At 71.7% G+C, this 25,083-nt stretch carries 25 protein-coding genes and 1 pseudogene; 11 read left to right on the top strand and 15 right to left on the bottom strand.

The annotated features are described in order from the left end of the window. Positions 1–161: 161 nt before the first annotated feature. Both ABZT17_RS29805 and ABZT17_RS29810 read right to left on the bottom strand, forming a co-directional pair. A complete protein-coding gene (locus ABZT17_RS29805; protein WP_356353192.1) occupies positions 162–1,160 on the bottom strand; it encodes an inorganic phosphate transporter in 999 nt (332 codons plus the stop codon). Between the two features lie 7 nt (positions 1,161–1,167). After that, the gene (locus ABZT17_RS29810) at positions 1,168–1,788 is read right to left on the bottom strand and encodes a DUF47 family protein (protein ID WP_356353194.1); all 621 of its coding nucleotides are present in this window, start codon (positions 1,786–1,788) and stop codon (positions 1,168–1,170) included. Between the two features lie 211 nt (positions 1,789–1,999). On the opposite strand from ABZT17_RS29810, the gene ABZT17_RS29815 reads away from it, so the two are divergent. Further along, entirely contained in the window at positions 2,000–2,320 is a 321-nt protein-coding gene (locus tag ABZT17_RS29815) for a metal-sensitive transcriptional regulator (RefSeq protein ID WP_356353196.1), read from the top strand. Between the two features lie 62 nt (positions 2,321–2,382). Here the strand turns inward: ABZT17_RS29815 and ABZT17_RS29820 are convergent, their stop codons facing one another. Continuing rightward, complete coding sequence (locus tag ABZT17_RS29820; protein WP_356353303.1) at positions 2,383–2,553, bottom strand: hypothetical protein; 171 nt, start codon at positions 2,551–2,553, stop codon at positions 2,383–2,385. A gap of 127 nt (positions 2,554–2,680) precedes the next feature. After that, positions 2,681–3,505 (bottom strand): hypothetical protein, encoded by an 825-nt coding sequence (locus ABZT17_RS29825; protein WP_356353197.1) that lies wholly within the window; start codon positions 3,503–3,505, stop codon positions 2,681–2,683. 65 nt (positions 3,506–3,570) lie between these two features. Here ABZT17_RS29825 and ABZT17_RS29830 point away from each other — a divergent pair, with 65 nt between their 5' ends. Continuing rightward, a complete protein-coding gene (locus ABZT17_RS29830) occupies positions 3,571–3,756 on the top strand; it encodes a hypothetical protein (protein WP_356353299.1) in 186 nt (61 codons plus the stop codon). Here ABZT17_RS29830 and ABZT17_RS29835 read toward each other — a convergent pair. From ABZT17_RS29835 to ABZT17_RS29865, 7 genes are all read right to left on the bottom strand, one after another. Further along, positions 3,753–4,178: an NUDIX hydrolase gene (locus ABZT17_RS29835; protein WP_356353199.1), complete on the bottom strand. Its 426-nt coding sequence runs from the start codon at positions 4,176–4,178 to the stop codon at positions 3,753–3,755. The genes ABZT17_RS29830 and ABZT17_RS29835 overlap by 4 nt on opposite strands. Next, positions 4,175–5,347, bottom strand: a complete 1,173-nt coding sequence (locus ABZT17_RS29840) for a CHAD domain-containing protein (RefSeq protein WP_356353201.1) — start codon at positions 5,345–5,347, stop codon at positions 4,175–4,177. The genes ABZT17_RS29835 and ABZT17_RS29840 overlap by 4 nt, the downstream gene beginning before the upstream one ends. After that, entirely contained in the window at positions 5,328–7,556 is a 2,229-nt protein-coding gene (locus ABZT17_RS29845; protein WP_356353203.1) for an RNA degradosome polyphosphate kinase, read from the bottom strand. Before ABZT17_RS29845 ends, ABZT17_RS29840 begins: the two co-directional genes overlap by 20 nt. A gap of 327 nt (positions 7,557–7,883) precedes the next feature. Continuing rightward, complete coding sequence (locus ABZT17_RS29850; RefSeq protein WP_356353204.1) at positions 7,884–8,702, bottom strand: hypothetical protein; 819 nt, start codon at positions 8,700–8,702, stop codon at positions 7,884–7,886. Next, a complete protein-coding gene (locus ABZT17_RS29855; protein WP_356353206.1) occupies positions 8,699–9,733 on the bottom strand; it encodes an ABC transporter permease in 1,035 nt (344 codons plus the stop codon). Before ABZT17_RS29855 ends, ABZT17_RS29850 begins: the two co-directional genes overlap by 4 nt. Then, a complete protein-coding gene (locus ABZT17_RS29860) occupies positions 9,730–10,641 on the bottom strand; it encodes an ABC transporter ATP-binding protein (protein ID WP_356353208.1) in 912 nt (303 codons plus the stop codon). The genes ABZT17_RS29855 and ABZT17_RS29860 overlap by 4 nt, the downstream gene beginning before the upstream one ends. After that, on the bottom strand, positions 10,638–11,069 hold the full coding sequence (locus ABZT17_RS29865; RefSeq protein ID WP_356353210.1) for a GntR family transcriptional regulator: 432 nt from the start codon (positions 11,067–11,069) through the stop codon (positions 10,638–10,640). Before ABZT17_RS29865 ends, ABZT17_RS29860 begins: the two co-directional genes overlap by 4 nt. Before the next feature lie 111 nt (positions 11,070–11,180). Between ABZT17_RS29865 and ABZT17_RS29870 the strand changes: the two genes are divergently transcribed. From ABZT17_RS29870 to ABZT17_RS29890, 5 genes are all read left to right on the top strand, one after another. After that, positions 11,181–11,720 (top strand): RNA polymerase sigma factor, encoded by a 540-nt coding sequence (locus ABZT17_RS29870; RefSeq protein WP_356353212.1) that lies wholly within the window; start codon positions 11,181–11,183, stop codon positions 11,718–11,720. A 29-nt stretch (positions 11,721–11,749) separates the two neighbouring features. Beyond that, complete coding sequence (locus tag ABZT17_RS29875; RefSeq protein WP_356353301.1) at positions 11,750–12,610, top strand: zf-HC2 domain-containing protein; 861 nt, start codon at positions 11,750–11,752, stop codon at positions 12,608–12,610. Next, positions 12,607–13,473, top strand: coding sequence for an ABC transporter ATP-binding protein (locus ABZT17_RS29880; protein ID WP_356353214.1), 867 nt, complete (start codon positions 12,607–12,609; stop codon positions 13,471–13,473). Before ABZT17_RS29875 ends, ABZT17_RS29880 begins: the two co-directional genes overlap by 4 nt. Next, positions 13,470–14,996, top strand: a complete 1,527-nt coding sequence (locus tag ABZT17_RS29885; protein ID WP_356353216.1) for an ABC transporter permease — start codon at positions 13,470–13,472, stop codon at positions 14,994–14,996. The genes ABZT17_RS29880 and ABZT17_RS29885 overlap by 4 nt, the downstream gene beginning before the upstream one ends. A 98-nt stretch (positions 14,997–15,094) precedes the next feature. Then, entirely contained in the window at positions 15,095–15,760 is a 666-nt protein-coding gene (locus ABZT17_RS29890) for an ABC transporter (RefSeq protein WP_356353218.1), read from the top strand. A 29-nt stretch (positions 15,761–15,789) separates the two neighbouring features. Here ABZT17_RS29890 and mshD read toward each other — a convergent pair whose 3' ends face one another. Then, positions 15,790–16,716 carry a mycothiol synthase gene (gene mshD / locus ABZT17_RS29895; protein ID WP_356353220.1) on the bottom strand — a complete coding sequence of 309 codons (927 nt, stop codon included), beginning with the start codon at positions 16,714–16,716 and terminating at the stop codon, positions 15,790–15,792. A gap of 193 nt (positions 16,717–16,909) precedes the next feature. Between mshD and ABZT17_RS29900 the strand changes: the two genes are divergently transcribed. Both ABZT17_RS29900 and ABZT17_RS29905 read left to right on the top strand, forming a co-directional pair. Next, positions 16,910–18,712 carry a bifunctional metallophosphatase/5'-nucleotidase gene (locus tag ABZT17_RS29900; protein WP_356353222.1) on the top strand — a complete coding sequence of 601 codons (1,803 nt, stop codon included), beginning with the start codon at positions 16,910–16,912 and terminating at the stop codon, positions 18,710–18,712. Between the two features lie 532 nt (positions 18,713–19,244). Further along, the gene (locus ABZT17_RS29905; RefSeq protein WP_356353224.1) at positions 19,245–21,029 is read left to right on the top strand and encodes an ABC transporter ATP-binding protein; all 1,785 of its coding nucleotides are present in this window, start codon (positions 19,245–19,247) and stop codon (positions 21,027–21,029) included. On the opposite strand, the gene ABZT17_RS29910 is transcribed toward ABZT17_RS29905, so the two are convergent. The 3 genes and pseudogenes from ABZT17_RS29910 to ABZT17_RS29920 form a co-directional block, all read right to left on the bottom strand. Further along, entirely contained in the window at positions 21,019–21,186 is a 168-nt protein-coding gene (locus tag ABZT17_RS29910; protein ID WP_356353225.1) for a hypothetical protein, read from the bottom strand. The genes ABZT17_RS29905 and ABZT17_RS29910 overlap by 11 nt on opposite strands. Positions 21,187–21,204: 18 nt before the next feature. After that, positions 21,205–22,562, bottom strand: a pseudogene (locus ABZT17_RS29915) (IS200/IS605 family accessory protein TnpB-related protein). A 150-nt stretch (positions 22,563–22,712) separates the two neighbouring features. Then, positions 22,713–22,967, bottom strand: a complete 255-nt coding sequence (locus tag ABZT17_RS29920) for a hypothetical protein (RefSeq protein WP_356353227.1) — start codon at positions 22,965–22,967, stop codon at positions 22,713–22,715. A 204-nt stretch (positions 22,968–23,171) separates the two neighbouring features. Between ABZT17_RS29920 and ABZT17_RS29925 the strand changes: the two genes are divergently transcribed. Then, complete coding sequence (locus ABZT17_RS29925) at positions 23,172–24,488, top strand: serine/threonine-protein kinase (protein ID WP_356353229.1); 1,317 nt, start codon at positions 23,172–23,174, stop codon at positions 24,486–24,488. Next, positions 24,485–24,835, top strand: coding sequence for a hypothetical protein (locus tag ABZT17_RS29930; RefSeq protein WP_356353231.1), 351 nt, complete (start codon positions 24,485–24,487; stop codon positions 24,833–24,835). Before ABZT17_RS29925 ends, ABZT17_RS29930 begins: the two co-directional genes overlap by 4 nt. The last annotated feature ends 248 nt before the right edge of the window (positions 24,836–25,083 follow it).

The following is a 25,083-nucleotide window of genomic DNA, read 5'->3' on the forward strand; positions in this document are numbered from 1 at the left end:
GAAGTCGATCACCAAGTCCTGGCAGATGTACCCGCCCGGCCGCCGCGCCCCCAGACCCCCGCTTTCGGCCTGAACGGCCTCGTCCTCGAACGCCGGACGGGCTGAGTGATACGGCCCGCGGCGATGAGACGGCCGGACGGACCGCCCCGCTCCTCCCCGCCCTACAGAAACGCCAGGTACACGACCCCGTACGCCGCCGCCGCCACGATCGCCGCCGCCGGCATGGTGATGAACCAGCCCATGACGATGTTCTTGGCGACGCCCCAGCGGACCGCCTTCACGCGCTTGGTCGCGCCGACGCCCATGATGGCGGAGGTGATGACGTGGGTCGTGGAGATGGGGGCCTTGAAGAGGTAGGCCGTGGTGAACATGATCGACGCGCCGGTCGTCTCCGCGGCGAAGCCCTGGGGCGGGTCGAGTTCGATGATCTTGCGGCCCAGGGTGCGCATGATGCGCCAGCCGCCGGCGTAGGTGCCCAGAGAGAGCATCAGGGCGCAGACGATCTTCACCCAGACCGGGATCGGGTCCCCGTATGTCTCATGGCCGGAGATGACCAGGGCCATCACCACGATGCCCATGGTCTTCTGGGCGTCCTGGAGGCCGTGGCCGAGCGCCATGCCGGCCGCGGAGACGGTCTGGGCGATACGGAAGCCGCGCTTGGCCTTGTGCGGGTTGGAGCGGCGGAAGAGCCACATGATGGCCGTCATCACCAGGTAGCCGACGATCAGGCCGACGACCGGTGAGACGAACATCGGGATGACGACCTTGTCGAGGACGCCGTTCCAGAGCACCTCGGTGCCGCCCGCCAGCGCCGCTCCGACCAGACCGCCGAACAGCGCGTGGGAGGAGGAGGAAGGAAGGCCGAAGTACCAGGTGAGGAGGTTCCAGACGATCGCGCCGGTCAGGGCGGCGAAGAGGATGCCCATGCCCTGCGAGCCGGCCGGGGTCTCGATCAGGCCCTCACTGACCGTCTTGGCGACCCCGTTGCCCAGGAACGCGCCCAGCAGGTTCATCGCCGCGGCCATCGCGAGCGCGGCACGTGGGGTGAGCGCCCGGGTGGAGACGGAGGTCGCGATCGCGTTCGCCGAGTCGTGGAAGCCGTTGGTGTACGTGAAGAAGAGCGCGACCGCGATGGTCACGACCAGAGCGAAGGTGTCCATGAAAGGCTCAGGACTCCTTGACGGCGATGGTCTCCACCGTGTTCGCCACGTGCTCGAAGGCGTCCGCCGCCTCTTCCAGCACGTCCACGATCTGCTTCAGCTTCAGTACCTCGATGGCGTCGTACTTGCCGTTGAAGAGGTGGGCGAGCAGCTTGCGGTGGATCTGGTCGGCCTGGTTCTCCAGGCGGTTGACCTCGATCCAGTACTCGGTGAGGTTGTCCAGGGTGCGCAGGTTCGGCATGGCCTCGGCGGTGAGCTCCGCCGCCCGCGCCAGCACCTCGATCTGCTGCTCGACACCCTTCGGGAGTTCCTCGACGTTGTAGAGGACGACCAGGTCGACGGCCTCCTCCATGAAGTCCATGATGTCGTCGAGGGAGGAGGCGAGCGAGTAGATGTCCTCACGGTCGAAGGGCGTGATGAACGAGGAGTTCAGCTGGTGGAAGATCGCGTGGGTGGCGTCGTCACCGGCGTGTTCCGCGGCCCGCATACGCTCTGCGATCTCGGCCCGGGCGGAGGCGTCCGCCCCGAGCAGTTCCATCAGGAGCTTCGAGCCCGTGACGATGTTGTCCGCGGACGCGGCGAACATGTCGTAGAAGCTCGTCTCCCTGGGGGTCAGACGAAAGCGCACAAGGGGTCCTCAGGATGCATCGGTTTCGGTCAGGCTGATGCTAGGTGCATCATCCGGCCACGGCTATGGGCCGTCCCCCAGTGTCGCCCATCAGGCACAGTGGTCGTCACGGGGGCATTGCCGGGGCTCGGCCCCGGCATCGGCCAAGGGCCCCATACCCAGCAAAGTTCGGTACGATATACCCGCCTGGGGTATATGTCTGGAGGACGCGATGACGACCACCGAGGCGGCCGGCGCGGAAGCGGCCTCCACGCACGGCTACCACAAGCAGAAGGACGAGCACCTCAAGCGGCTGCGCAGGATCGAGGGCCAGATCCGTGGTCTGCAGCGGATGGTCGACGAGGACGTCTACTGCATCGACATACTCACCCAGGTGTCCGCCTCCACCAAGGCCCTGCAGTCCTTCGCGCTGCAGCTCCTGGAGGAACACCTGCGGCACTGCGTGGCCGACGCGGCCCTCCGGGGCGGTGACGAGATCGACGCCAAGGTGGACGAGGCGACGAAGGCGATCGCCCGCATGCTGCGCACCTGACGGCCATGGGCACCGGGATACCCTGGTGGCCGAAAAGGAACCCCGCCGAGTGGCACCTCCGGCTACGCGCCGGAGGCGTCCGCGCGTTCCTCGGCGACTCTCAGCACCTCGTCGATGCTCTGGAGGCTCAGCCGCTCCTCGGCGGCCGAGGCCGCGATGATCAGCTCTCCGCACAGCTCGATCTCGGCGAGAGCCACGTGGTCCTGAACTGCCGTACCGCCGACCGGAGCCACGTGCATCACCTCATCTCTGCCGTTACCGACTTCCTAGAGTAGGGAGCGGCCTACACACCGCGCATGGCACGGACGGGCTAGTTCTTGACGCCCGTCACTCATCCGTGAGTAGGGCGCCGAGGGCGTCTCACCGCTCGGCGATCTTCCCCGCGTAGATGTCCTTCGACGCCGGCAGCCGTACGTCGACGGGGGCCCCGAAGTCGTAGAGCAGCGTCGTCGACGCGACCGCCACGGTGCCCTTCTGCCCGCCGTTCACGAAACTGAACCTGTGCCGGATCTTGCGGACGCGGCCCCGGTCGTCGAGATAGACGTCGAAGGGGACCTCGGCCGTGGCGAACCCCTTCGCGGCCGCCGCGAGGGATTCCCGTACGCCCTTGGAGGCGCCCTTGGCGGCGAGCGCCAGGTCGGCGGTGCCGCGGTAGTGGCGGACCTCGGTGCCGGCGAGTTCGGTGCGGCCGGCGTAGGTCGCCGTGCGGGTGCCGCGCAGCAGGGCCGCCGCCGCGTACGGGTCCGTCGCGCCGCCGGTGACCAGATTGCCGTCGGAGAGGGCGGCCGTGTCGACCCGGACCCACTTGTCGGCGGGGACTCCGGCGCCCCGGTTCTTCATGAACAGGGCGCCGGGAGCGAGGAGTTCGGTGATGGGGCGGTGTTCGGTGGTGCCCGCCGGGTCCTGCGGGAGCGTCACCGTCAGCCGGCCGAGCCGGCGTGTGTAGTCGTAGACGCCCTCGCCGCGGATGGTGACCCGGGTGCCGCCGGTGGCCATCTCCATCGAGGTCGTCGCCCTGGAGCTGCCCGCGGTCTCCAGGGTGTCGGCGCTGTGGCGCAGCAGTCCGACCGGGTCGGAGGCGGGGGAGTCCTCGGCGGCGGCCCCGCCGGAACAGCCGCCGGCGCCGAGACAGACGACGACCCCGGCGACGATCGCGCCGCCCACCCTGCGCTGCCGCTCCGCCATCGCCCGCGTACCCCCAAGCCGGTTCCCGTCCGGATAACGACGGGTGGGCGGGGGCCGTCACGCGGATACCAGCCCTTTACTCCCGGGTCGGTAACGTTGTCTGCGTGGCGCAGGAGGAACACCGTACGACGACCGTTGAGCAAGGCCGCTTCTGTTTCGCGCGGTGCAGTTGTGGGTGGCGGGGGCCTGCGCGCAGAGCGCGGAGCCAGGCCCGGACGGACGCCGCGGCCCACACCGGGGCGGTCGGCTAGAGCGGCAGCAGCTCGTCTATCAGGGTGCGGTCGCGGTACTGCGTCAGCCGGCTGCGGGCGGCTGCGGGTGAGAGCCACAGGATGCGGTCCACCTCGTCGTTCGGGGTGAAGCGCCCGCCGGTCGCCTCGGCCGCCCAGTAACGGACCCGTTTGGGGCGGCCGTTGGCCATGTAGCGGACCGAGGGCAGTTCGGTCCCGGACTCGGCGGTGTAGCCCGTCTCCTCCTCGACCTCGCGCAGCGCGCCGGCGAGGGCGTCCTCGCCGCGCTTCAACTTCCCTTTGGGGTGGGACCAGTCGTCGTACTTCGGCCGGTGGACCAGGCAGATCTCGAGGTCGCCGCCGACCGGGGAGCGGCGCCACAGGACGCAGCCGGCGGCCTGGACGACGGTGTCGGTGTGATTGCTGTCGGGGATCGGGGTCACGTGCTCACCACCTGTTTCTGCCAGCACTGTTGGAACGCGAACCGCGCCGCCTCCACCTCGTGGCGCTGATCGGCGTGGAGCACGCCGAGGGCGTACGCGGTGGCAGGGGCGATACGGGGGGTACGGGCCGCCGCCGCCGCGGCCGCCGCCGCCTCGGACGCGTCGCGGTGACGGTCCAGGGCCTGGCCCGCCGTGAGGAGGCGGACGTCGAGGGGGGCGTCGCCGCCGCACAGGGCCTCGCGGGCGTAGCGGTGCAGGCGCAGCAGCAGCCGGACCTGGTGCCAGGGGGCGTCCTGGGGGTGCGGGGCCGGGTCCGGGGAGAGACCGTGGATGAGGGCCTCGGCGTTGTAGGGGCTGCCCGCGGTGACAAGCGGCAGGGCGGCGACGGCGGCCGTGAGGCGCTCCTCGGCCGCCCCGGCGAGGGGCCGGAGGTCCGTGGTGGCGGCGGTGGGCGTGAGGGGGACCTCGCTGGCGAGTACGGCGACCTTGTCCGCGACCGCGTGGAAGCGCGAGGAGCCCAGGGCCTGGAGGGCGGTGCTGTGGGCGCGGGTCTTGGCGAGGGTGAGCTGGCGTTCGAGCAGGGCGCCCGCCTTGGCGGCGCCGACCGTCAGGTTGCCGCGGTCCATCGAGGGGGGCGGGCCGGCGGGACCGGCGTGGGGCCCCGCCGCCTTCAGCGGGGCGGGCACCGTCCCGGCGCCACGGACGCCGGCCGCCCCGTCGGCCGCGGCCGGTACGGCGGCCGAGGACGGAGCGGCACCGGCGAGGGCGGACCCACCCGCCCCACCCGCCGACTGCGCCGGGAACACCGCCGCCCCCGACAGTCGCTGCAGCGCCAGCACCAGCCGTTCCAGCCGTGCCGCGTAGCCGTGTTCCATGGACAACGTGCCTGACAGCCAAGCCAGTTCGGGGCGCAGGAGCTCCGACCAGTCGGACTCCAGCAGGGGGCGGTAGGTGTGCAGGCTGCCGCTGATACGGCGGACCGAGCGGCGCAGGGCGCGGGTCGGGTCGACGGAATCCTCCGAGGCTCCCGCGGCCGGGCCGGTCTCCCGGTGCTGGCGCAGGGCTCGGAGGAACTCGGTGGCCTGGGCCCGCAGATAGCCCGCGAGGGCGTCACCTGTGGGGGCGGGCCCGGCCGTGGGGTCCGTCGGGTCAAGGTGTTGCTGTGCCACGCCGGCGCCTCCGGGCGTCTATGAGCATCTCCTGGACGTTTCGCAGGGGTTGGCCGTCCGCGTCGGTGGCGTGCCGGATCCACTCGCCGTCCGCACCGAGGTGCCAGGACGCGGTGGTGTCGGACATGCCGGTCTCCAACAGCCGGTTCAGGGCTGCGCGGTGGGCCGGGTCGGTGACCCTGACCAGGGCCTCGATACGGCGGTCGAGGTTGCGGTGCATCATGTCGGCGCTGCCTATCCACACCTCGGGTTCGCCGCCGTTGCCGAAGGCGAAGATCCGGGAGTGTTCGAGGAAGCGGCCGAGGATCGAGCGGACGCGGATGTTCTCCGACAGGCCCGTGACGTTCGGGCGGATCGCGCAGATGCCGCGGACCCAGACGTCGACCGGTACGCCGGCCTGGGACGCCCGGTAGAGCGCGTCGATGAGGGCTTCGTCCACCATCGAGTTGACCTTGATCCGGATGAACGCGGGACGGCCGGCACGGTGGTGCTGCGTCTCCTTGTTGATCCGCGCGATCAGGCCGTCGCGCAGTGACTTGGGTGCGACGAGGAGACGGCGGTACGTCTCGCGCCGCGAGTAGCCGGACAGACGGTTGAAGAGGTCCGAGAGGTCCGCGCCCACCTGGGGGTCGGCGGTGAGCAGGCCCAGGTCCTCGTACAACCGCGCCGTCTTCGGGTGGTAGTTGCCCGTGCCGACGTGGCTGTAGCGCCGTAGGGTGTCGCCTTCCTGGCGGACCACGAGGGACAGCTTGCAGTGGGTCTTCAGGCCCACCAGGCCGTAGACGACATGGCAGCCGGCCTCCTCCAGCTTGCGCGCCCACTTGATGTTGGCGTGCTCGTCGAAGCGGGCCTTGATCTCGACCAGGACGAGGACCTGCTTGCCGGCCTCGGCGGCGTCGATGAGCGCGTCGACTATGGGGGAGTCGCCGGAGGTGCGGTACAGGGTCTGCTTGATGGCGAGGACGTCCGGGTCGTCGGCCGCCTGCTGCAGGAAGGCCTGCACGGAGGTGGAGAACGAGTCGTAGGGGTGGTGGAGCAGCACGTCCCGGGTGCGCAGGGCGGCGAAGATGTCGGGGGCGGAGGCCGACTCGACCTCGGCGAGGTCGCGGTGCACGCCCGCGATGAACTTCTTGTACTTCAGCTCCGGCCGGTCCAGGCCGTGGATGCGGAAGAGGCCGGTCAGGTCGAGGGGGCCGGGCAGCGGGTAGACCTCCGCCTCGGAGATCTTCAGCTCGCGCACCAGCAGGTCCAGGACCTCGCGGTCGATGGACTCCTCGACCTCCAGGCGCACCGGCGGACCGAAGCGGCGCCGCATGAGCTCCTTCTCCAGCGCCTGGAGCAGGTTCTCCGCGTCGTCCTCCTCGACCTCCAGGTCCTCGTTGCGGGTGAGGCGGAAGGCGTGGTGCTCCAGGACCTCCATGCCCGGGAACAGCTCCTCCAGATGGGCGGCGATGACGTCCTCGATGGGGACGTAGCGGCCCGGGGAGCTCTCCAGGAAGCGGGACAGCAGCGGCGGCACCTTGACGCGGGCGAAGTGCCGGTGGCCGGTGACGGGGTTGCGCACCACCACGGCCAGGTTGAGGGAGAGGCCCGAGATGTAGGGGAAGGGGTGCGCCGGGTCGACCGCCAGGGGGGTCAGGACCGGGAAGATCTGGTGCCGGAAGAGCGTGAACAGGCGGGCCTGTTCCTTCTCCGTGAGCTCGCTCCAGCGGACCAGGTGGATGCCCTCCTCCGCGAGGGCGGGGGCGATGTCCTCGTGGTAGGTCGCGGCGTGCCGGGCCATGAGCTCGCGGGAGCGGGCCCAGATCATCTCCAGGACCTCGCGGGGCTGGAGGCCGGAGGCGGAGCGGGTGGCGACACCGGTGGCGATACGGCGCTTCAGACCGGCGACCCGGACCATGAAGAACTCGTCCAGGTTGCTGGCGAAGATCGCGAGGAAGTTGGCCCGTTCGAGCAGCGGGGTGTTCGGGTCCTCGGCGAGCTCCAGGACCCGCTCGTTGAACGCGAGCCAGCTGCGCTCCCGGTCCAGGAAGCGCCCCTGCGGCAGCTGGGGCCCGTCGTACGGCGACTCCTCGTAGGCGTCGAGGTCGGCGTCGATGTCGGGTTCCAGGTCGGAGACCGCGGCTGCCACCGTGTGCGGGCGGTGCGCGGCTATGGAGCCCACGGAGGGCTGAGCGTGCTGAACCTGGGCGGTGTCTGGCTGACTCATGAACCCATTCTTCCGCGCTCCGGGCGTTACGGGCGCGTCGGAAGCAGCGGGCGGGAGCGTGTTCACGGAGTCGCGCACGGCACGGAGGGCGTCCCCGTCCCCCGCGGGCCCCTCGGGGGACGGCGAAGGTTCTGGCACGGAGGGCGTCATTGGCCGAGCGTCGCAAGCCTGTCTGAACCGTTGGTTACGGCGACATGGCGTGCGGGATATCGGGGGGCGGCTCCCGGGCGTCCACCTGGGCCGAAGCGGCGTCACGGACCGCTGGGAGCCGCCCCGAGGATACGTTCGCGTGTCCCCGGGGGGAAGGACGCCCGCGGATCGGATGCCTCACACGGCGCGGCGGCGCAGCAGACGGAAGGCGAGGGCCGTCAGGACCGCGGTGAGAGCGAGGACGAGGGCGGTCTCGGTGAGCTGGAGGGGCCAGAAGTGGGAGGCGGGGTGGTAGTGGCCGGCGTCGGGGCCCGCCAGGACGTCCGCGGCGGTGGGCCCGCCGGTGGCCCACGGCCACAGGTGCGGCCGGACTTCGCCGAGGGCGCCGAGGGCCAGGCCGATGCCGAGGAGCGCCAGGGCGGACGCGGGCAGGGCGCGGCGCAGCAGCAGGCCCGTGAGGGTGCCCAGGGAGAGGCCGAGGAGGGGGAGGGCGAGGGCGGCCGGGCCGTTGGCGGTGAAGGTGCGGGCGGCCCACCAGTGCCAGGTGACCGGCACCTGGTGGGCGTCGTAGAGCAGACGGTGGAGGAGGACCAGGACCGCGGTGCCGGCGGTCAGCAGGGCCGCGGGCACGGCGAGGGTGGTGGCCAGCCAGCGGGCGGGGGAGAGGGACTGGGTCCAGGCGAGACGGACGGTGCCGCTCTCCAGTTCGCGGCCGACGGCGGCGCCCGCCCAGACGGCGGCGAGCCAGGGGATCGAGCCGATCATGAACTCGGCGAGTGCGTAGGCGCCGTGGTAGAGGCTGATCGAGCCGGCCCACCGGCAGCCGTGGACCCCGCAGTCGCGTTTCCAGTCGGCGGCGGCATGGCTCGCCCCCGGCCCGAGGTCCCACAGCAGGACCCCGGCGACACCGACGACGATCAGCACCCAGACTCCGACGGCGAACCGGTGCAGCCGCAGGACCGCGCAGGCCGGGGCAGGGGTCATGAGGACGGTCATACGGCCCTCCCCTCGCGGGCGGTGCCCGTGCGCCGGACGGTGCGGGCGGTGCCCGTGCGCCGGGCGAGCAGACGGAACGCGGCCAGGGCCAGCAGCGCGGCGACGGCCAGCACCAGGCCCGACTCCATCAGGTGCAGGGGCCAGAAGTGGGAGCGGGGGTGGTAGTCCTTGTAGAAGCCGACGGCGTCCGAACTGCGGTAGCAGGCGCGGTAGTTGTCGTTCGGACAGCCGGGGGCCGGGACATGGGCGCCGGTGGAGGTGACCAGGCCGTGGCGGACCTCGATGCCCACGCCCAGCGGGCCGTCGGCGAGGGCGCTGGTCCTGGTGACGCTCGGCCAGAGGTGGGGGAGGGCGCCGAGGGCGGCCGTCCAGAGCGCGGCCATGCCCACGAGGGCGGCGGCCAGGGCGGCCAGGGCGTTGCGCAGGACCAGGGCGGCGAGTGCGCCGACGGCCGGTGCGGCCAGGGTCAGGGCGACCAGGGCGGGGCCGTTGACGGCGAAGGTCGTGGTGTCGTACCAGGTCTTGGCGGTGTCGATCCGGCCCTCGCCCGCCGACCAGGCGAGGTGGTGCAGCAGGACCAGCAGGGCGCTGCCGGCCGCGAGCGGGACGGCCGGGACCGCGAGCTTGGCGGCCAGCCAGCGGGCCGGGCTGACGCCCTGGGTCCACGCCAGCTGGGCCGTGCGGGACTCCAGTTCCCGTCCGATCAGCGAGGCCCCGGCCCAGGCGGCGGCCAGGAACGGCATCAGGAAGACGGCCGTGGTGGTGTAGCCGTAGAGCTCCTTGTAGCGGCTGATCGGGGACTGGTCGACGGCGCAGGTGCGGGGGCCGTCGCCGTTGCAGGCGTCGTAGTGCCGCCATGCCTCGGCGGCCGTGTCGGTGACCGGGCCGCGCAGCCACAGCAGGGCGGCGGAGAGGACCACGACCAGCGCGATCCAGACGTACAGGGCCGGGCGGTGCAGGCGCAGCAGCCAGCGGGTGAGGCGGGGCGAGGGCACGCGCGCGGGGCGCGCGGTGGTGGCCGCGGCGGTCATATCGCCGCCTTCTGGTGGGCCGCCGGAGTGGTCGTGTCGTCCGGGGCACCGGGGCCGCGGAGGTAGGAGAGGATCAGCTCCTCCAGGGAGGGGGCGGCGGCGGTCAGGCCCTCGGGGAGCGGGCCCGAGGTCCGGATCAGGGCGGTGAGCTGGCGGCCGGTGGTGCGGGACTCGACCACCGTGTGCGGGTCGAGGGACGTCCCCGCGAGACAGGAGACGCGTGTGTGCGCCTCCAGCAGGTCGTCGATGTCCCCGGCGAGCCGGATCCGCCCCTCGCCCACGAGGAGGAGGTGGTCGCAGGAGCCCTCCAGTTCGGCGACGACGTGCGAGGACATCACGATCGTCGTGCCGTACTGCGCGGCCTGCGCCATCAGCACCCCCATCAGCTCGTGCCGGGCCAGCGGGTCCAGGTCGGCCATGGGCTCGTCCAGGAGCAGCAGTTCGGGCCGCTTGGCGAGCGCGAGGGCGAGGGCGAGGCGGGTGCGCAGGCCGCCGGAGAGGGAGCGGACGCGGGAGGCCCGATCGAGGCCGCCGCCGGCCACGATCCGCTCGGCGACGGACGCCTCCCAGCGGCCGGGGTTCAGGTCGGCGCCCATGCGCAGCGTCTCGGCGACGGTCAGCTGCGGGTACAGCGGCTTGTCCTGGGCGACATAGCCCACGCGCGGCCGGGCCGACGCCGGGTCCGTGCCGAGGACGGTGACAAGACCCTCGGTCGGCGTCAGCAGGCCGGCGGCGAGCGCGAGGAGGGTGGACTTGCCGGCGCCGTTGGGGCCGACGACCGCGCAGACACGGCCGGCGGGCAGCCGGAAGGCGCAGTCGCGCAGCGCCCAGCGGCCGGGCCGCGGGCGCCCACCGAAGCGTTTGCCCACGGCGGCCGCCTCCAGGGCGAAGCCGGCGGTCTCGGTCATGAGGGGTCTCCCTGACTGTGCTGTCCCGGACCGCCCTTTCCCCTGAAGGGGGCTTCCGGGAACTGCTTCTCGAGTACGGCGGTGAAGAGCGCGGCCACGTCCTCGCGGTCGAGGCCGGCCTCGCGGGCCCGGGCCGCCCAGTCGTCCAGCTCCCCGTGCAGGGGGGATTCGGCGGGCTGGGTGCCGAGCGAGCGCCTGACGAACGTGCCGAGCCCGCGCCGGGCCTCGACCAGGCCCTCGCGCTCCAGCTCCCGGTAGGCCTTGAGGACCGTGTTGGGGTTGATCGCGGTGGCCTCGACCACCTCGCGTGCGGTGGGCAGTCTGTCTCCCGGCTCCAGCAGGCCCAGTCGCAGGGCCTGTTTGGTCTGCTGGACGATCTGGACGTAGGTGGCGACGCCGGAGCGCCGGTCGATGCGGTACTCGACCACCCGTACTACCACCCTTTCACTAATTGAGTAGTGAAAGGGTGTTGGAAGGGGGCTGAGAAAGTCAAGCGGAATCGGGTGAACCGATCGGCCCGGGCCGTGCGATGAGGGGACGTGAGCGAAACGAGAAGCGACGGGGAGCTGCTGCGGGCCGCCGCGGACGGGGACCGGCGCGCCTTCGAGGAGCTGTACCGGCGGTACGCGCCGTGGCTGACCGCACGGCTGCGCGGCCGGTGCGCCGACGCGGGCGTGGTCGACGACGTCGTACAGGAGACGTTCCTCGCGATCTGGCGGGGCAAGGCCCGCTACCGCGAGGACGGGGACGTGGCCGGGTGGCTGTGGCGTATCGGCTCCCGGCGGCTGATCGACGCGCTGCGGGGGGACGGTGCGCGGGGGCGGCTCAGGCAGACGCTGGCGCGGCTGCGGCACCGGGACGAGGCGTCCGCGGAGGAACGCGTGCTCGCGGGGGTGGAGCACGGGGACCTCGCGGGCGCCCTGGTCCGGCTCTCACCGGATCTCCGCGCGGTCCTCCAGGCGACGGTCATCGACGGGCTGACCACCCGCGAGGCGGCCGTGCTGCTCGGCATACCGCCGGGGACGGTCAAGACACGGGCGATGCGGGCCCGCAAGCAGTTGAGGGAGGCGCTGGCATGAGCGGGAGTACGACCGCGGAGGGCGGCGGCATGACCTGGCACGTGGACGCGGAGGATCTGCGGGCCTACGCCCGGGGCGAGTTGGCGCCGCCGCTGCTGTGGTCCGCCGACACGCATCTGATGGCCTGTGCCCAGTGCCGCGCGGTGCTCGCCTCCGTCGGCGACCCGGTGGCCCTGGACGCCGGCTGGGAGCGGCTGGACGCCGAACTCGACGTGCCCAGGCCCCCGTTGTTCGAGCGGCTGCTGGTGCGGACCGGGGTCCCCGACCACATCGCGCGGCTGCTGACGGCGACGCCCGTGCTGCGCCGGTCCTGGCTCGGGGCGGTCGTCGCGGTACTGGTGATGTCGGTGCTGTCGACCCAGGTGGTCCCGAGCGCCGGTTCCCCCACCCTCTTCCTGGCCCTGGCGCCGCTGCTCCCGCTGGCCGGGGTCGCGCTGTCGTACGGGCCCGCGCTGGACCCGACGTACGAGATGACGGTGGTCGCCCCGCTGCACGGGTTCCGGCTGCTGATGATCCGCACGGTCGCCGTGCTCGCCGCCGGGCTCGGCCTCGACGGCCTGGCGACGCTCGCCCTGCCCGGCTACGGGCTGGGCGCCCTGGCCTGGCTGCTGCCCGCCCTCGCCCTCACCTCGACCGGCCTCGCGCTGTCCGCCCGGCTCGGCCCGGTGCTCGCGCCGTCGCTGGTCGGCGGGGCATGGGTGGCGCTGCTGCTGGCGGCCCACGCCCATGACGCCGACGCGACGCTCGCGCCGTTCACCGCGGCCGGCCAGGGGGTGGCGGCGGCGGTCGCCGCGCTCGCCGGCGGGCTGCTCTTCCTCGCCCGTGACCGCTTCGACCGCTCCCTAGCCGTCCGCTTCCAGTCCGACCACTTCAGGGGAAGTGCCGTATGACACCCACCGTTTCCGCCTCCGGACTCAGTCTCCGCTACGGCGGCACCCGCGCCCTCGACGATGTGTCGCTGCGCCTGACCCAGGGCGTCACCGGCCTCCTCGGGCCCAACGGCGCCGGAAAGACAACCCTGTTGAGGGTGCTGGCCACCGCCGTGCCCGCCGACAGCGGCGCCTTCACGGTCCTCGGCCACGACCCGGGCAGTTCCTCGGGCCGCCAGGAGGTGCGGCGCGGGCTCGGCTATCTGCCCCAGACCCCGGGCTTCCACCCGGACTTCACCCCCTTCGCGTTCGTCGACTACGTGGCGATCCTGAAGGAGATGACCGACCGGACGGCACGCCACCGTGAGGTGCGGCGGGTGCTGGAGGAGGTCGCGCTGGGTGACGTACGGGGCAAGCGGATCAAGAAGCTGTCCGGCGGGATGCGGCAGCGGGTGGCGCTGGCGGCCGCGCTCGTCGGCGACCCCGGCTTCCTCGTCCTCGACGAGCCGACCGTCGGCCTCGACCCCGAACAGCGCATGCGATTCCGGGAGTTGATCGCCCAGGCGGGCGAGGGGCGGACGGTCCTGCTGTCCACCCACCAGACCGAGGACGTGGCGATGCTCTGCCACCGGGTGCTGGTGATGGCGGGCGGCCGGATCCGCTTCGACGGAACCCCCGCCGAGCTGACCGCGCGGGCGGCCGGCCGGGTGTGGAGCAGCACGGAACGCGACCCCGGAGCGAAGGCGGGCTGGCGCACCGGAACGGGCTCCTTCCGCAACGTGGGCAGCCCCCCGCCGGGCGCCCAGCTCCTCGAACCGACCCTGGAGGACGGCTACTTGCTCACCCTGGACGACGCCGGAGCGAGCGCGGAGGTGGCGGCATGAGCGCGCTGCTCGACGAGAAGGTGACCGGAGTGGAGGCCCCTTCGGCGGGCTCCCCCCGCCGGGCCGTGCTCGCCCTGGCGCTCTTCGAGGGACGCAGACTGCTGCTGCGTGTCCCGATGCTGTGCGCGCTGGCGCTGTACGCGGTGTGGATCGGCTGGACCACCCCGGACTACCAGGGCGGCTATCCGGCCTTGCAGGACGCCGACCGGTCCACCCAGTTCGGCCCGCTGCTGGTGGGGCTCGCGGCGCTGTTCTGCGTCAACCAGGCGGTGCTGCGCTCCAAGCGGCGTGACACGGAACGGCACTTCGGGGTGCTGCCCCTGGAACCGTGGCGCCGCACGGCGGCCCACGCCCTCTCCCTCGTTCCGGTGGCCCTGCTCGTCGCGGTGGGCGTGGGCGTGCAGTTCGGCTGGTCGGCGCTGAAGTCCGGTGCGGTCGGGTCGGGTTCACCGGCCGAGCTGCTCGTGGGCCCCCTGGCCGTGCTGCTGTTCGGCGCGTTCGGCGTCCTGGTCGCCCGGCTGCTCCCGTCCGGCCTGACCGCGTCGCTGATCGTGCTGTTCCTCTTCGTCCTCGCCGTCATGGCCGCTCCGTCCGGGGGCGGCGAACGCGGGCCGCACTGGCTGGAGCCGGTCGTCACCGACTCGGCCGGCAACAGCCTGCCGGCGGACCTGCTGGGCCGGCCCGCCGCCTGGCACGCCCTGTACCTCGCGGCCTTCGCGCTGACGGTGGCGCTGGCCGCGATGTTCGCCGCGGGCGGCCGCGGCCGGGTCCTGACGGGCTCGCTCGCGGGTGCGCTGGCGCTGGCGGTCACGGGCGGGGTGCTCCAGAGCGGACCGCTGCCGCAGTCGGTCGTCGCGGCACGGGAGCGGGCCTCGGTGAGCCCGGAGAAGGTGCAGAACTGCGTGCGCCGGGACGGATCGACGTACTGCGCCTTCCCGGAGTGGTCGGGCCGGGTGGACACCTGGGCCGGTGTGGTCCGTGGGGTGCAGTCCCTGGCGGGCGGCCCGGCCCACGACCAGGACCTGGTGATACGGCAGCGTATCGACGCCCGCTACGGCCTGGAGTCCGACACCACCATCGAGCCGGCCGCCACCGCCCACCAGGTGACCGTCGGCACCGCGTGGGGCGGCAACCGCGTCCCCGAGTTCTCGACTGCCGTCGCCTCCGTACTGGTGGCGGGCAGCGAGAAGGCGACGGTCGACCTGTGCGACGGCCGTATGGTCACGATCATGTGGCTGGGGATCTCCGGCCTGCCCGACCCGCTCCAGTCGCTGCGCCACGTCCGCCTCGACGACAGCCTGACCGGCTCCGCGATCGTCCTCTCCCCGACCAACCCGCTGGGCATGTCGGCCGCACAGACGGACGTAGTACGGGAACTGCTCGGCAAGAACCGCGACGAGGTCGAGGCACGGGTGAAGGCGCACTGGACGGAGCTGACGGCCCCGAAGGTGAGCACCGCACGGGCGGCCGCCCTGCTCGGCGCCAGGGCACCGCGGAAGGGCCTGGAGAAATGCGAGGCGTGACAGGGAAGGTCTCGGAAAGCACGGCGTCGGAAGCGGGCCGGGGCATGGGCCGAGGGGTTGCTGAAGTGCGGTTACTCGTAAGGGAGTTGACGCCGGCGGTGGCGCGGACGCTGCCCTGGCGGGCGCTGGCGGTCGGAGCCGTCCTGGGCCTGTTGCTGGCGTGTGTGCCCCGTCTGCCCGGCGACGGACCGGCCAACTGGCCGCCCCTGACCGGGCTGCGCACCGCCGCCCTCGCCTACGCCCTGGGCCTGGCCTTCGTCCTGGACGACCCGGCCCGCCACACCACCTCGACGGTGCCGGTCCGGCGGGCGCTGCGCACCGGCCTGCGGCTGGCGCTGGTCACCCCCGTCACCGTGGTGTGGTGGACGGCCGTGCTCCTGCTGATCCCGTCGCCGGTACGGCCCCCGTGGGGCGCGGTCACCGTGGAGGCGGCGGCGACCTGCGCACTCGCCCTCGCGGCCGGCGCGGTGGCCGTCCGCCTCACGGAGGAGCCCCGTCCGGGCCCCTCGGTGGCGGCGGCCCTGCTCTTCACGGCGATCGTGTCACCGCTGCTGCTGCCACAGCGCTGGGCCCTGTTCGTCTGGCCCCAGGACAAGCGCTGGGACACGGCCCACGAGCGGTGGGCGTGGCTGCTGGCCGGGGCGCTGACGGCCCTGCTGCTGAGCCTGCCGGAGCCGGTGCGGAAAGTTCAGCCCGTCCGGCGTCCGAGGACGAGGCCGAAGGCCGACGGGGGGCTGGGGGCCGACGGGGGGCTGGGGGCTTAGCCCCCGGGGCCGCGCACCCTCACCGACGATCAGGTCTCCGTGCGGTACATCAGGTCCGTCTCGTACGTGCTGAATCCCAACCGCTCGTAGACGGATACGGCCGCCTTGTTGTCGGCGTCCACGTACAGCATCGCGTTCGCCACTCCTCGCCGCTCCAGGTGCCGCAACCCGATCGTCGTGAGCGCCTTCCCCAGCCCGCCTCCCTGCGCCCCCGGCCGCACCCCGAGCACATACACCTCGCCGAGCCCCTCCTCGGCGTGCACCTTCGTCCAGTGGAAACCGATGAGTTCGTCACCGCGGAAGGCGAGGAAGAAGCCGGCCGGGTCGAACCAGGGCTCGGACTTACGGGCGTCCAGGTCCCGTTGGGTCAGGGACCCCTGCTCGGGGTGGTGGGCGAAGGCGGCGGCGTTCACGGCGAGCCAGGCGCCGTCGTCCTGACCGGGGACGAAGGCACGGACCGTCACATCCGCCGGCAGCACCGGCTCGGGGAGGTTCAGATCGGTCAACGGCCGCCGCATCTGGCGGAGTTCACGGAACAGCGTCAGACCGAGCACCTGCGCCAGATGCCGGGCCGCCGAGTGGCCGCCGTGGGCCCACACCCGCAGCCGCTTGCCGGACGCGGCGAGCAGGGCCGAGCCCAGCGCCCGCCCGTGGCCGTGGCCGCGGTGCTCGGGGTGGACGACCAGCTCGGCGGCCGGCGCCTCCACCGGATCGGTGTCCTCCAGCTGGGCGTAGCCGACGAGTTCGTCGTCGAGGGAGAGGAGGAAGTGGGAGACGCCCTCGCGCTCACCGCCCCGCAGTTGCAGCCGCCCCTGTTCGGACACCGCCTGCTGGCCGTCGTTCGCGGCGGCCGCCGCCAGCAGGGCGAGCACGGCCTCGATCTGCTCGGGGGAGAGAGCGGACAGGGTCTCGATGGAGCGGGCCCGGCCCGCGCGTGCGGTGTCGTCGCTGGTCATGCGTATGAGGGTACGGGGAGCCCGCCGCACCACGCCCGGCGAACCGGAGGCCAGGGGCGAACGGAACGGAATGGCAAAGCGGAGGGCAAAGGGAAACCAGGATGTAACCAAGGAACCTCTATCGACGCTACGCGCGTTGACCTTAGGCTGCGCCGGACGGGGACCGGATCCCAGTACACCCACAGGGGGGCGTATGCCAGCCAACGACCAGTCCAGCCCGCGCCGCAGACCTCGTGTCCACCGCCTGATGGCCGCGGCCGCCGGCCTCGCCACCGTGGGCGCCCTCGCCGCCGCCCTCCCGGCGGACGCGCACGAGAACAAGGGCGGCGGTCATCTCCCGAGCCGCTACCAGGACGTCCAGCTTCTCTCCTTCAACGACCTGCACGGCAACCTCGAACCCCCGTCGGGCTCGTCGGGCCGCGTCACCGAACTGCAGGCCGACGGCACGACGAAGACGATCGACGCGGGCGGTGTCGAGTACCTCGCCACCCACCTCCGCGAGGCCCGCAAGAACAACCCGTACTCCATCACCGCGGCCGGCGGCGACATGGTCGGCGCCTCTCCCCTCATCTCGGGTCTCTTCCACGACGAACCCACCATCGAGGCCCTCAACAAGCTGGACCTGGACGTCACTTCGGTCGGCAACCACGAGTTCGACGAGGGCGCGAGGGAACTGGCCCGGCTGCAGAACGGCGGCTGCCACCCGACGGCCGGCTGCTACACGGACAAGAAGTTCGAGGGCGCCGACTTCCCCTACCTCGCCGCGAACGTCCTGGACGAGAAGACCGGCAGGCCCATCCTGAAGCCGTACTGGATCTGGAAGAAGAAGGACGTCCGGATCGGCTTCATCGGCGTGACCCTGGAGGACACCCCCGGTGTCGTCTCCGCCGAGGGCGTCAAGGGCCTGAAGTTCAAGGACGAGGTCGAGACGATCAACAAGTACGCCAAGGTGCTGCGCGCCCAGGGCGTCAACTCGATCGTCGCCCTCATCCACGAGGGAGGCCTGCCGGCCTCGGGCGCGTACAACTACGACTGTGACTCCGGGGGTTCGGGCAGCGGGGTCTCCGGCCCGATCGTCGACATCGCGAAGAACATCACTCCGTCCGTGGACGCCCTGGTCACCGGCCACACCCACGCGGCCTACGTCTGCACCATCCCCGACCCGTCGGGCAAGCCCCGCATGGTCACCTCGGCCGCGTCCTTCGGCCGCCTCTACACGGACACCACGCTGACGTACGACCGCTTCACCGGTGACATCGTCCGTACGGCGGTCAAGTCCGCGAACCACGTGGTCACCCGGACCGTCGCCAAGGCGCCCGACATGACCGAGCTGATCGGCCGGTGGAACACCCTCGCGGCCCCCGTCGGCAACCGCGCGATCGGCTACATCTCCGCCGACATCGCCAACTCCGGCACCGAGTCCCCGATGGGCGACCTGATCGCCGACGCGCAACTGGCGTACGGCAGGGAGCTGGACCCGGAGACCGACCTGGCGCTGATGAACCCCGGCGGAGTGCGGGCGGGGCTGACCTACGCGGCCAAGGGCGGTGAGGGCGACGGGGTCGTCACCTACGCCGAGGGCTTCACCGTCCAGCCCTTCTCCAACACGGTCAACCTCCAGGACTTCACCGGCGCCCAGCTGATCCAGGTGCTCAAGGAGCAGGTGAGCGGCTCCAACGCGGCCTCCCCGAAGGTCCTGCAGCCGTCGTCGGGGCTGACGTACACGCTCGACCTGACGAAGACCGGAGCGGACCGCGTGGTCACGGACTCCATCAGGCTGGGCGGCAGCGTCATCGACCCGTCGGCCACCTACCGCGTCGCCACCAACAGCTTCCTCGCGGGCGGCGGCGACGGCTTCACCACGCTGGGCCAGGGCACGAACGACCTGGTCGGCACGGACGACCTGGCGGCGCTGGAGCGGTACCTCACCGCCAACTCCTCCGCGTCGAACCCGATCGCGCCGCCGGCCACGAACCGGATCACGATCACGCAGTAACCGTTCCGCCCTGATCAGGGGCCCGGTGCCGGTCGGCACCGGGCCCCTGCTGTTTCTAAATTCTGTGTAAGCGCGGGTTCGGTTCCGGAAATGGCATATGAATCGCTCACAGCATCAACTCAGGAACCTCTCAGTGGAATTGGCCTTTCGCGGCTCCGGAAATGCCGTAGTGTTTTCCATGTCGAAAGCGAACAGCGCAAACGGCAACCGAGAGCAAAGGACATCATCATGAGCTTCCACAAGATCGCCCCGGTCAAGAAGGCCCCCTGCAAGCCCGCCCCGGCGGCAAAGAAGCCCGCTCCGAAGAAGCCGGCCCCGAAGCGCCGCCCCATCGGCGACAAGCACTGACGTGTAATTCACACACGTAAATCAAAGGTAATTGCAGCGGATCGGCAGAAGAACTGTTGCAGATCAGTGACAGACGCGCCGAAAGCACTCCGTGAGGCGGGGTCACCGGTCAGGGCGAGCATGCTCGCAATCCGGTGGCCCCGCCTCGGCCGTGTTCCCGCCGTACCGAAGGGAGTTGTCGACCATGAAGGAAGTCCGTGCGGCCTTCGGCCGTTTCTGGCCGCTGACCCGCGGCGACCGCAGATGGCTGGTGGCGATCATCGCCTGCGTGGTGGTCTCCGCACTCGCCGAGACCGCCTCGATCCTGCTGTTCGCCGAACTCACCGACAACGCCCTGAAGGCCGGTTCCCTCGCCGCCTTCTGGGGCCCGGCCGCCGCCTGGCTCGGCGTGGCCGCGCTCGGCGCGCTCGTCGGCTACCTCGGCAACTCGCTCGCCACCTGGACCGCCGAGAGATTCGTCCTCAGACTGCGCGCCAGGGTCTTCCGGCACGTCCAGGACCTGCCCCCGCACTTCTTCCAGAAGCACCGCCAGGGCGACCTGGTCGAACGCCTCACCGGTGATGTCGAGGCCATCGAGCAGATGGTCGTGTCGGGCGTCGTCGGCACGGTCGCCGCCGCCTTCTCGGCCGTCTTCTACTCCGCCGCCGCCCTCTATCTCCGCTGGGACCTGGCCCTGGCCACCTTCGTCCTCGCGCCCCTCTTCCTGCTCGCCGCCCGCCGCTTCTCCGGCCGCATCAGGACGGCCTCCCAGGACGAGCGGGTCGCCGACGGCGCCATCACCTCGGTCGTCGAGGAGTCACTGGGCAACATCGTGCTCACCCAGGCCTACAACCGCCGTGCGGACGAGGAGCGGCGGCTCGACCGCGAGGCACGCGCCTGGATGAGCGCCAGTGTCCGGGGCGCCCGGCTGAGCGAGATGTACGAGCAGTTCGTCGAGGTCGTCGAGACGCTGTGCGTCCTCGCCGTGATCGGCCTCGGCGTCTGGGAGATCTCCGCCGGGCGGATGACCCTCGGTCAGCTCCTCGCCTTCGCCGCGTTCATCGGCTACCTCTATCCACCGGTCCGCAGCCTCGGCCGGCTCGGCCTCACCCTCACCGCGGCCACCGCGGGCGCCGAGCGGCTGAACGAGATCCTGGACACCCGGCCCGCCGTCACCGATCCCGCCGAACCGGTCGCCGCCTGGCCCGTGCGCGGCTGGGTCGCCTTCCACGACGTCTCCTTCCGCTATCCGGACTCCCGCCGCGCCTCCCTGCGGGACGTGAACTTCGCCGCGGGCCCCGGCGAGTTGGTGATCGTCACCGGCTCCAGCGGTGCCGGCAAGTCCACCCTCTCCAAGCTGCTCACCCGCTTCTACGACCCCGCACAGGGCGTGATCACCCTGGACGGCGTCCCACTGACCGACATGAGTCTCGAATTCCTGCGCGAGAACGTGGCGTTGCTCCCCCAGGAGACCCTCATCCTCAACGGCACGATCCGCGAGAACATCGCCTGCGGACGCCCCGGCGCGAGCGAGGAGGAGATCCAGGGCGCGGCGCGCGAAGCGGCGGCCCACAACTTCGTCACCGCACTCCCCGAGGGTTACGACACCCCCATCGCGCCCGGCACCGCCGCCCTGTCCGGAGGTCAGCTCCAGCGCGTCGCCATCGCCCGCGCCATGCTGCGCGCCGCGCCGGTCCTCGTCCTGGACGAGCCGACGGCAGGCCTGGACGCGGTCGCCGCCCGCCAGGTCGTGGCGCCCCTGCGCAAGCTGATGGCGGGCCGTACGACCATCATGATCACCCACGATCTGAGCCTCGCCCCCGACGCGGACCGCATCCTGGTCGTCGACCGGGGACGCCTGGTGGAGACCGGCACCCACGCCGAACTCCTCGCCCGCGGCGGCACCTACGCGGCCCTCGCCGAGCCCCTGCCGGACGCGGTGGCGGACGTACCGCCGACGGTGGACGAGACGATGATCCTCAGGTGGTAGCGGGCGGGGTGCGGTGGGTCCAGTACCAGGAGAACAGGGCGCCGAGCGCGACCAGGGCGACCAGCGGCACGCACACCAGCTCCAGGAACTCGTGATCCGGCCTGCCCGTGACGGCCTGCCGAATGCTGAACACGAACATCGCGAGCAGCACGAGCAACGCGCCGTTGAACCGTTCCTAAAGGCCGAGCGGGAGTGAGTCCTGTTGCCAGAACCCATGCTCAGCCGTGTGCCCCGGACGGTGCTGGGCACACTGGTCGGCCGCTTTCACTCCACGCTCAGCGCCATCGGATCGTGTTCGTGGTCCGGGGACGCGGGGCGGCGTTCCTCACGCCCTCGGGCGCCATGTCCAGCCTGGGCGGTCCGATGCCCACACCCATCGCTCCGGTGGGTGTGGGGCGGTGCCGCCCGTCGCCGGATACCGTGCCCGAGGGCGCGCCTTCCGATAGCCACGCTCGCGGCGTCGTGCCGCGTTGTGGCCCGCTTCGTGCTGCTGAGAGGCTTCTGCCAGTGCTGCGCGCCCCACTTGGAGGTGTAGCCGGGCTTCCGTCTGCCGTGCTTCTCGCGGGTCTTGTCCGTGTCGAAGTCGAGGTCCTCGATGGCGATGTTCAGTCCGTGCCGGGCAGCCCAGTGCAGCAGGCGGATCAGGGCGTGTCTCACCTGGGCGTCCCGGTAGGAGGCGGGGCCGTCGAGGTCGAAGAAGAACCTGCGTGGTTCGCCGCACGGGTTGCCGTGTGCGTCGAGGCGCCAGGCGGCCAGGTGGTCGGCGTTGGCGTCGAAGCCGATTAAGCCACCGGCGCGGGCCGCCGCCAACGGCACTGTCTGGACCGGGGGGATCGTCCAGGACGCGGTCAGGTACCAGCGCCCGCGAACTGTGTCTTCGTGGATGCGGTAGGCGATGGCCCGGTCGGCTGCCACGCGGTCGGCCCACTGCTCACCCCGGTGCGCGAACGACACCTTCGCCGCCAGCACGTACCGGCCGTGTGGAGCGTTCGCCAGATGCGCCAGCGGCGCGGGCAGCTTGACCGAGATCTCGCCGCCGGGTGTGACGCGGATGGTCTCGTTGCCGAACCTTTTGCCGGACTCGCCGTCCGCGGCGAAAAGCCGGGCGCCCTGCCCGCCACCGCGTGCGCCACTGCTCCTCAGTGAGCTGCGCTTCCTCAAGGTGATGGCGGGTGTTCAGCAGCCGTTTCCCGCCTCGCACCACGCGCACGACCCCGGCCTCACGGTCCGCCCGCACCATCTGAAGCCGGTCTTCGAGCACACACAGGCGGCGCCTCTTCGCATGCCACTCCCGAGTGCCGCGGTAGCCGCCCGGCGCCTGCTTGGTGCCTTTCTCACCCACTGGCCGGGACAGCCGGTGCTCGATCGTCTGGATCCCGGCTTCCAGGCTCTGAATGTGCGCGAGCTGGCCGCGCCGGGCCAGCGCCCACTGATCGTGAGTGGCCTTCGGGCCCACTGCTCACTGTCGTGTTCCAGCCCGGCCGCGCACCACGCCTTCAGATCACGGCAGGCGAGCGAGCCGAGCAGATCAATCTGTCACCAGACCCAACGACCACCACGGGCGAAGGTCACGCATTCGACGCAAGAACTCCCGTTCCCCATGCAGGCGTGTGTGTCGGCCACCGCCCGGAAACTCACTCATGCGCGCCAGAACACGCTCAACTGCCGTCGATCACCTCCTGTTCACAACCCCCAGCTCCACCCCTTGCGCCGGGCGGTCCGGTGGAGGATCAGATCCTCGACGTTCGGCTGCCGCTCCCAACTGAGGCTGCGGCGCGGGGCGGCGGCCAGACACAGCTCGGAGACCTCGGCGTACGGGTCGTCCAGCCGCCGGTCGTCCAGCTGCGGAAGCAGGAAACGACGGCCCTCGAAGTCGTAGAGGTGGGTCGTGCACGTCAGGACGGGGGTCCGCGGCCACCCTGCGAGCCAACCGGCCACCGCTCGCCGCCCCCGACCCGGCGCCGATCACGGCGGTGGCCCGCCCGAGGATGAAGTCGACGTTCCTGCCGGGTCCGGCCCCTCTCTGCGAATTCCCTTTGGTGTCAGGGGTGTTGAGGAGTGGAGGAGGCGGGCAAGGAGGGATCACGGTACTCAGGGGGAAGGACAAGGAAGTCGAGGTGACCGGGTGAGAGGGGCGGAGCGGTGTCGGGGGAGAGGCTGATCGCGGGAACTCTGCTCGCGGAGCGGTACCGGCTGCTGCGGCAGCTCGAGTCGGGCGCCACGGGCGCCGTGTGGCTCGCCGAGGACGAGACATCCGGCCGGCAGGTGGCCCTGCGGATGGTCCCCGTGCCGACGGACGACCTGTCGCGTCCAAGGAGGGAGGACTTCGCGCGCTGGTTGAGGCCGGTGACATTCATCGACAGCCCGCAGGTCCTTCGGACATACGACGTCATACCTGAGGGCGACTGGGTGTGGCTCGCCACGGAGTACGTGCCGGATACGCGCAGTCTGGCCCAAGTGATCTCGGAACAAGGACCGTTGAGCCAGCGGGAGACGGCGCGCGTGGGGCTCGCCGTGCTTCGGGCACTGAGGGCGGCGCACGCTGTCGGAGTGGTGCACCGCGCGCTGGCACCGGAGCGCGTGCTGCTCGCACCCGACGGGCGGGTTCTCGTGACGGGGTTCGGGTACGGCGAGTTGATCAGCCGCGGCACCGCACCGGGCGACATGCTGGTGGGAGCGCCTCAGTACATGGCTCCCGAGACCATCCAGGGTGGTCATGCGGGCGAGGCCTCCGACCTCTTCTCGCTGGGCGCCGTCCTGTATACGGCGGTGGAGGGCCACGGGCCCTTCGACACGGGCACGACGCTCGGTGACCTGTACGCCGTTCTCCACGAGGAGCCTCCGCCTCCTCACCGTGCCGGTCCCCTCGCCCCCGTCCTGCTGGAGCTGTTGCGGAAAGACCCCGCCCGGCGCCCGACGGCCGGGGAGGCGGAGCAGAGGATGAGCTTCGCCGGCATCGAGTGGCGGGGGTCCCCGACAGAGGCGGCGGAGGCCGGTGTCGCACCAGGCTGGACCGGACCGGCCCTGCCCGAACCACGCAGCGTCCTGCCACCGACCGCCAGGGCGTTCGGGGCCGGCCCGGTCGCCGACTTCCTCGCTGTCACGTCGGCCGTCCTCATCGGCGTCGCCTGCGTCGTCTACGTCCTGCCCGGTATCGACACCACGTGGCGGTTGGCCGTCCTGTGGGCGATCCTCGTGACGGTCGCTGTGCTCAACGCCCGTCGCCGCGCGCCGACTTACCCGGTAGCCCCCCTGAGACCCCCCGGCCCCTTCAGGACCACCCCGTGCCGAGGCGCCGCCTTCCTCAGGGGCCTCACCGACGCCGCCGTGTTCCGGCGACCTCGTACGGCCGTACTGCTACCACCGCCCACCAAGGACGCCTACCTCCGAGAGGCCTACGACCGCCTTGGCCCGCCGCCGTCCGCACCCGATGCCGGGCTCACGGGAGGCGACCGATGAGCGAACCCACTCCGGAGCAGGAAGCGTCGGGCGGGCCCCGGAGTTCGTGGCAGGACCTCCCCCTCGACGCTCAGATCGCCGCATGGGAGACGAGACTTCCGGGCAGCGCAGAACGCATGCTCCGGCAGATCGAGGCCGACTACGAGCATCGGCGCTGGCTCGACAAGGTGGAGATACGCTTCCGGATCTTCGGCGCGGTGGTGGCCGGCACCGGCATCACCGGCCTGTTCTGGCTGGCGAAGTATCTGGTCGACCATCACGCCCCCGGTGTCGCGGCCGGGATCTTCGGCGCCGGCATCGCCGCCTTCGCCGGCCTGGTGTTCCGTCGGGACCGGCAGGGCAAGTGAGCGGACGGCCGGAGAGATGGCCGGGACCTGAACACACCGAACAGCCGACGGCGGAGCGGTCCGTGTTCGTGGATGGGGTGAAGAACAAGGCGTGTGGCCCCACGACCGGGTGAGGTCCGCGGGAGTACGACCTTTGCGGACGCCCTTCTGGCGAAGCCCCAGGCTCCTCCGGCTGCTCCACCGCAGCCACCGTTCCCCGCCACCCTCAGGGTGGCCCCGCCGTCGCTGGGACCGTATGGGCGTGTCAG

It is taken from the genome of Streptomyces sp. NPDC005648, from assembly GCF_040605395.1.
Classification (GTDB): domain Bacteria; phylum Actinomycetota; class Actinomycetes; order Streptomycetales; family Streptomycetaceae; genus Streptomyces.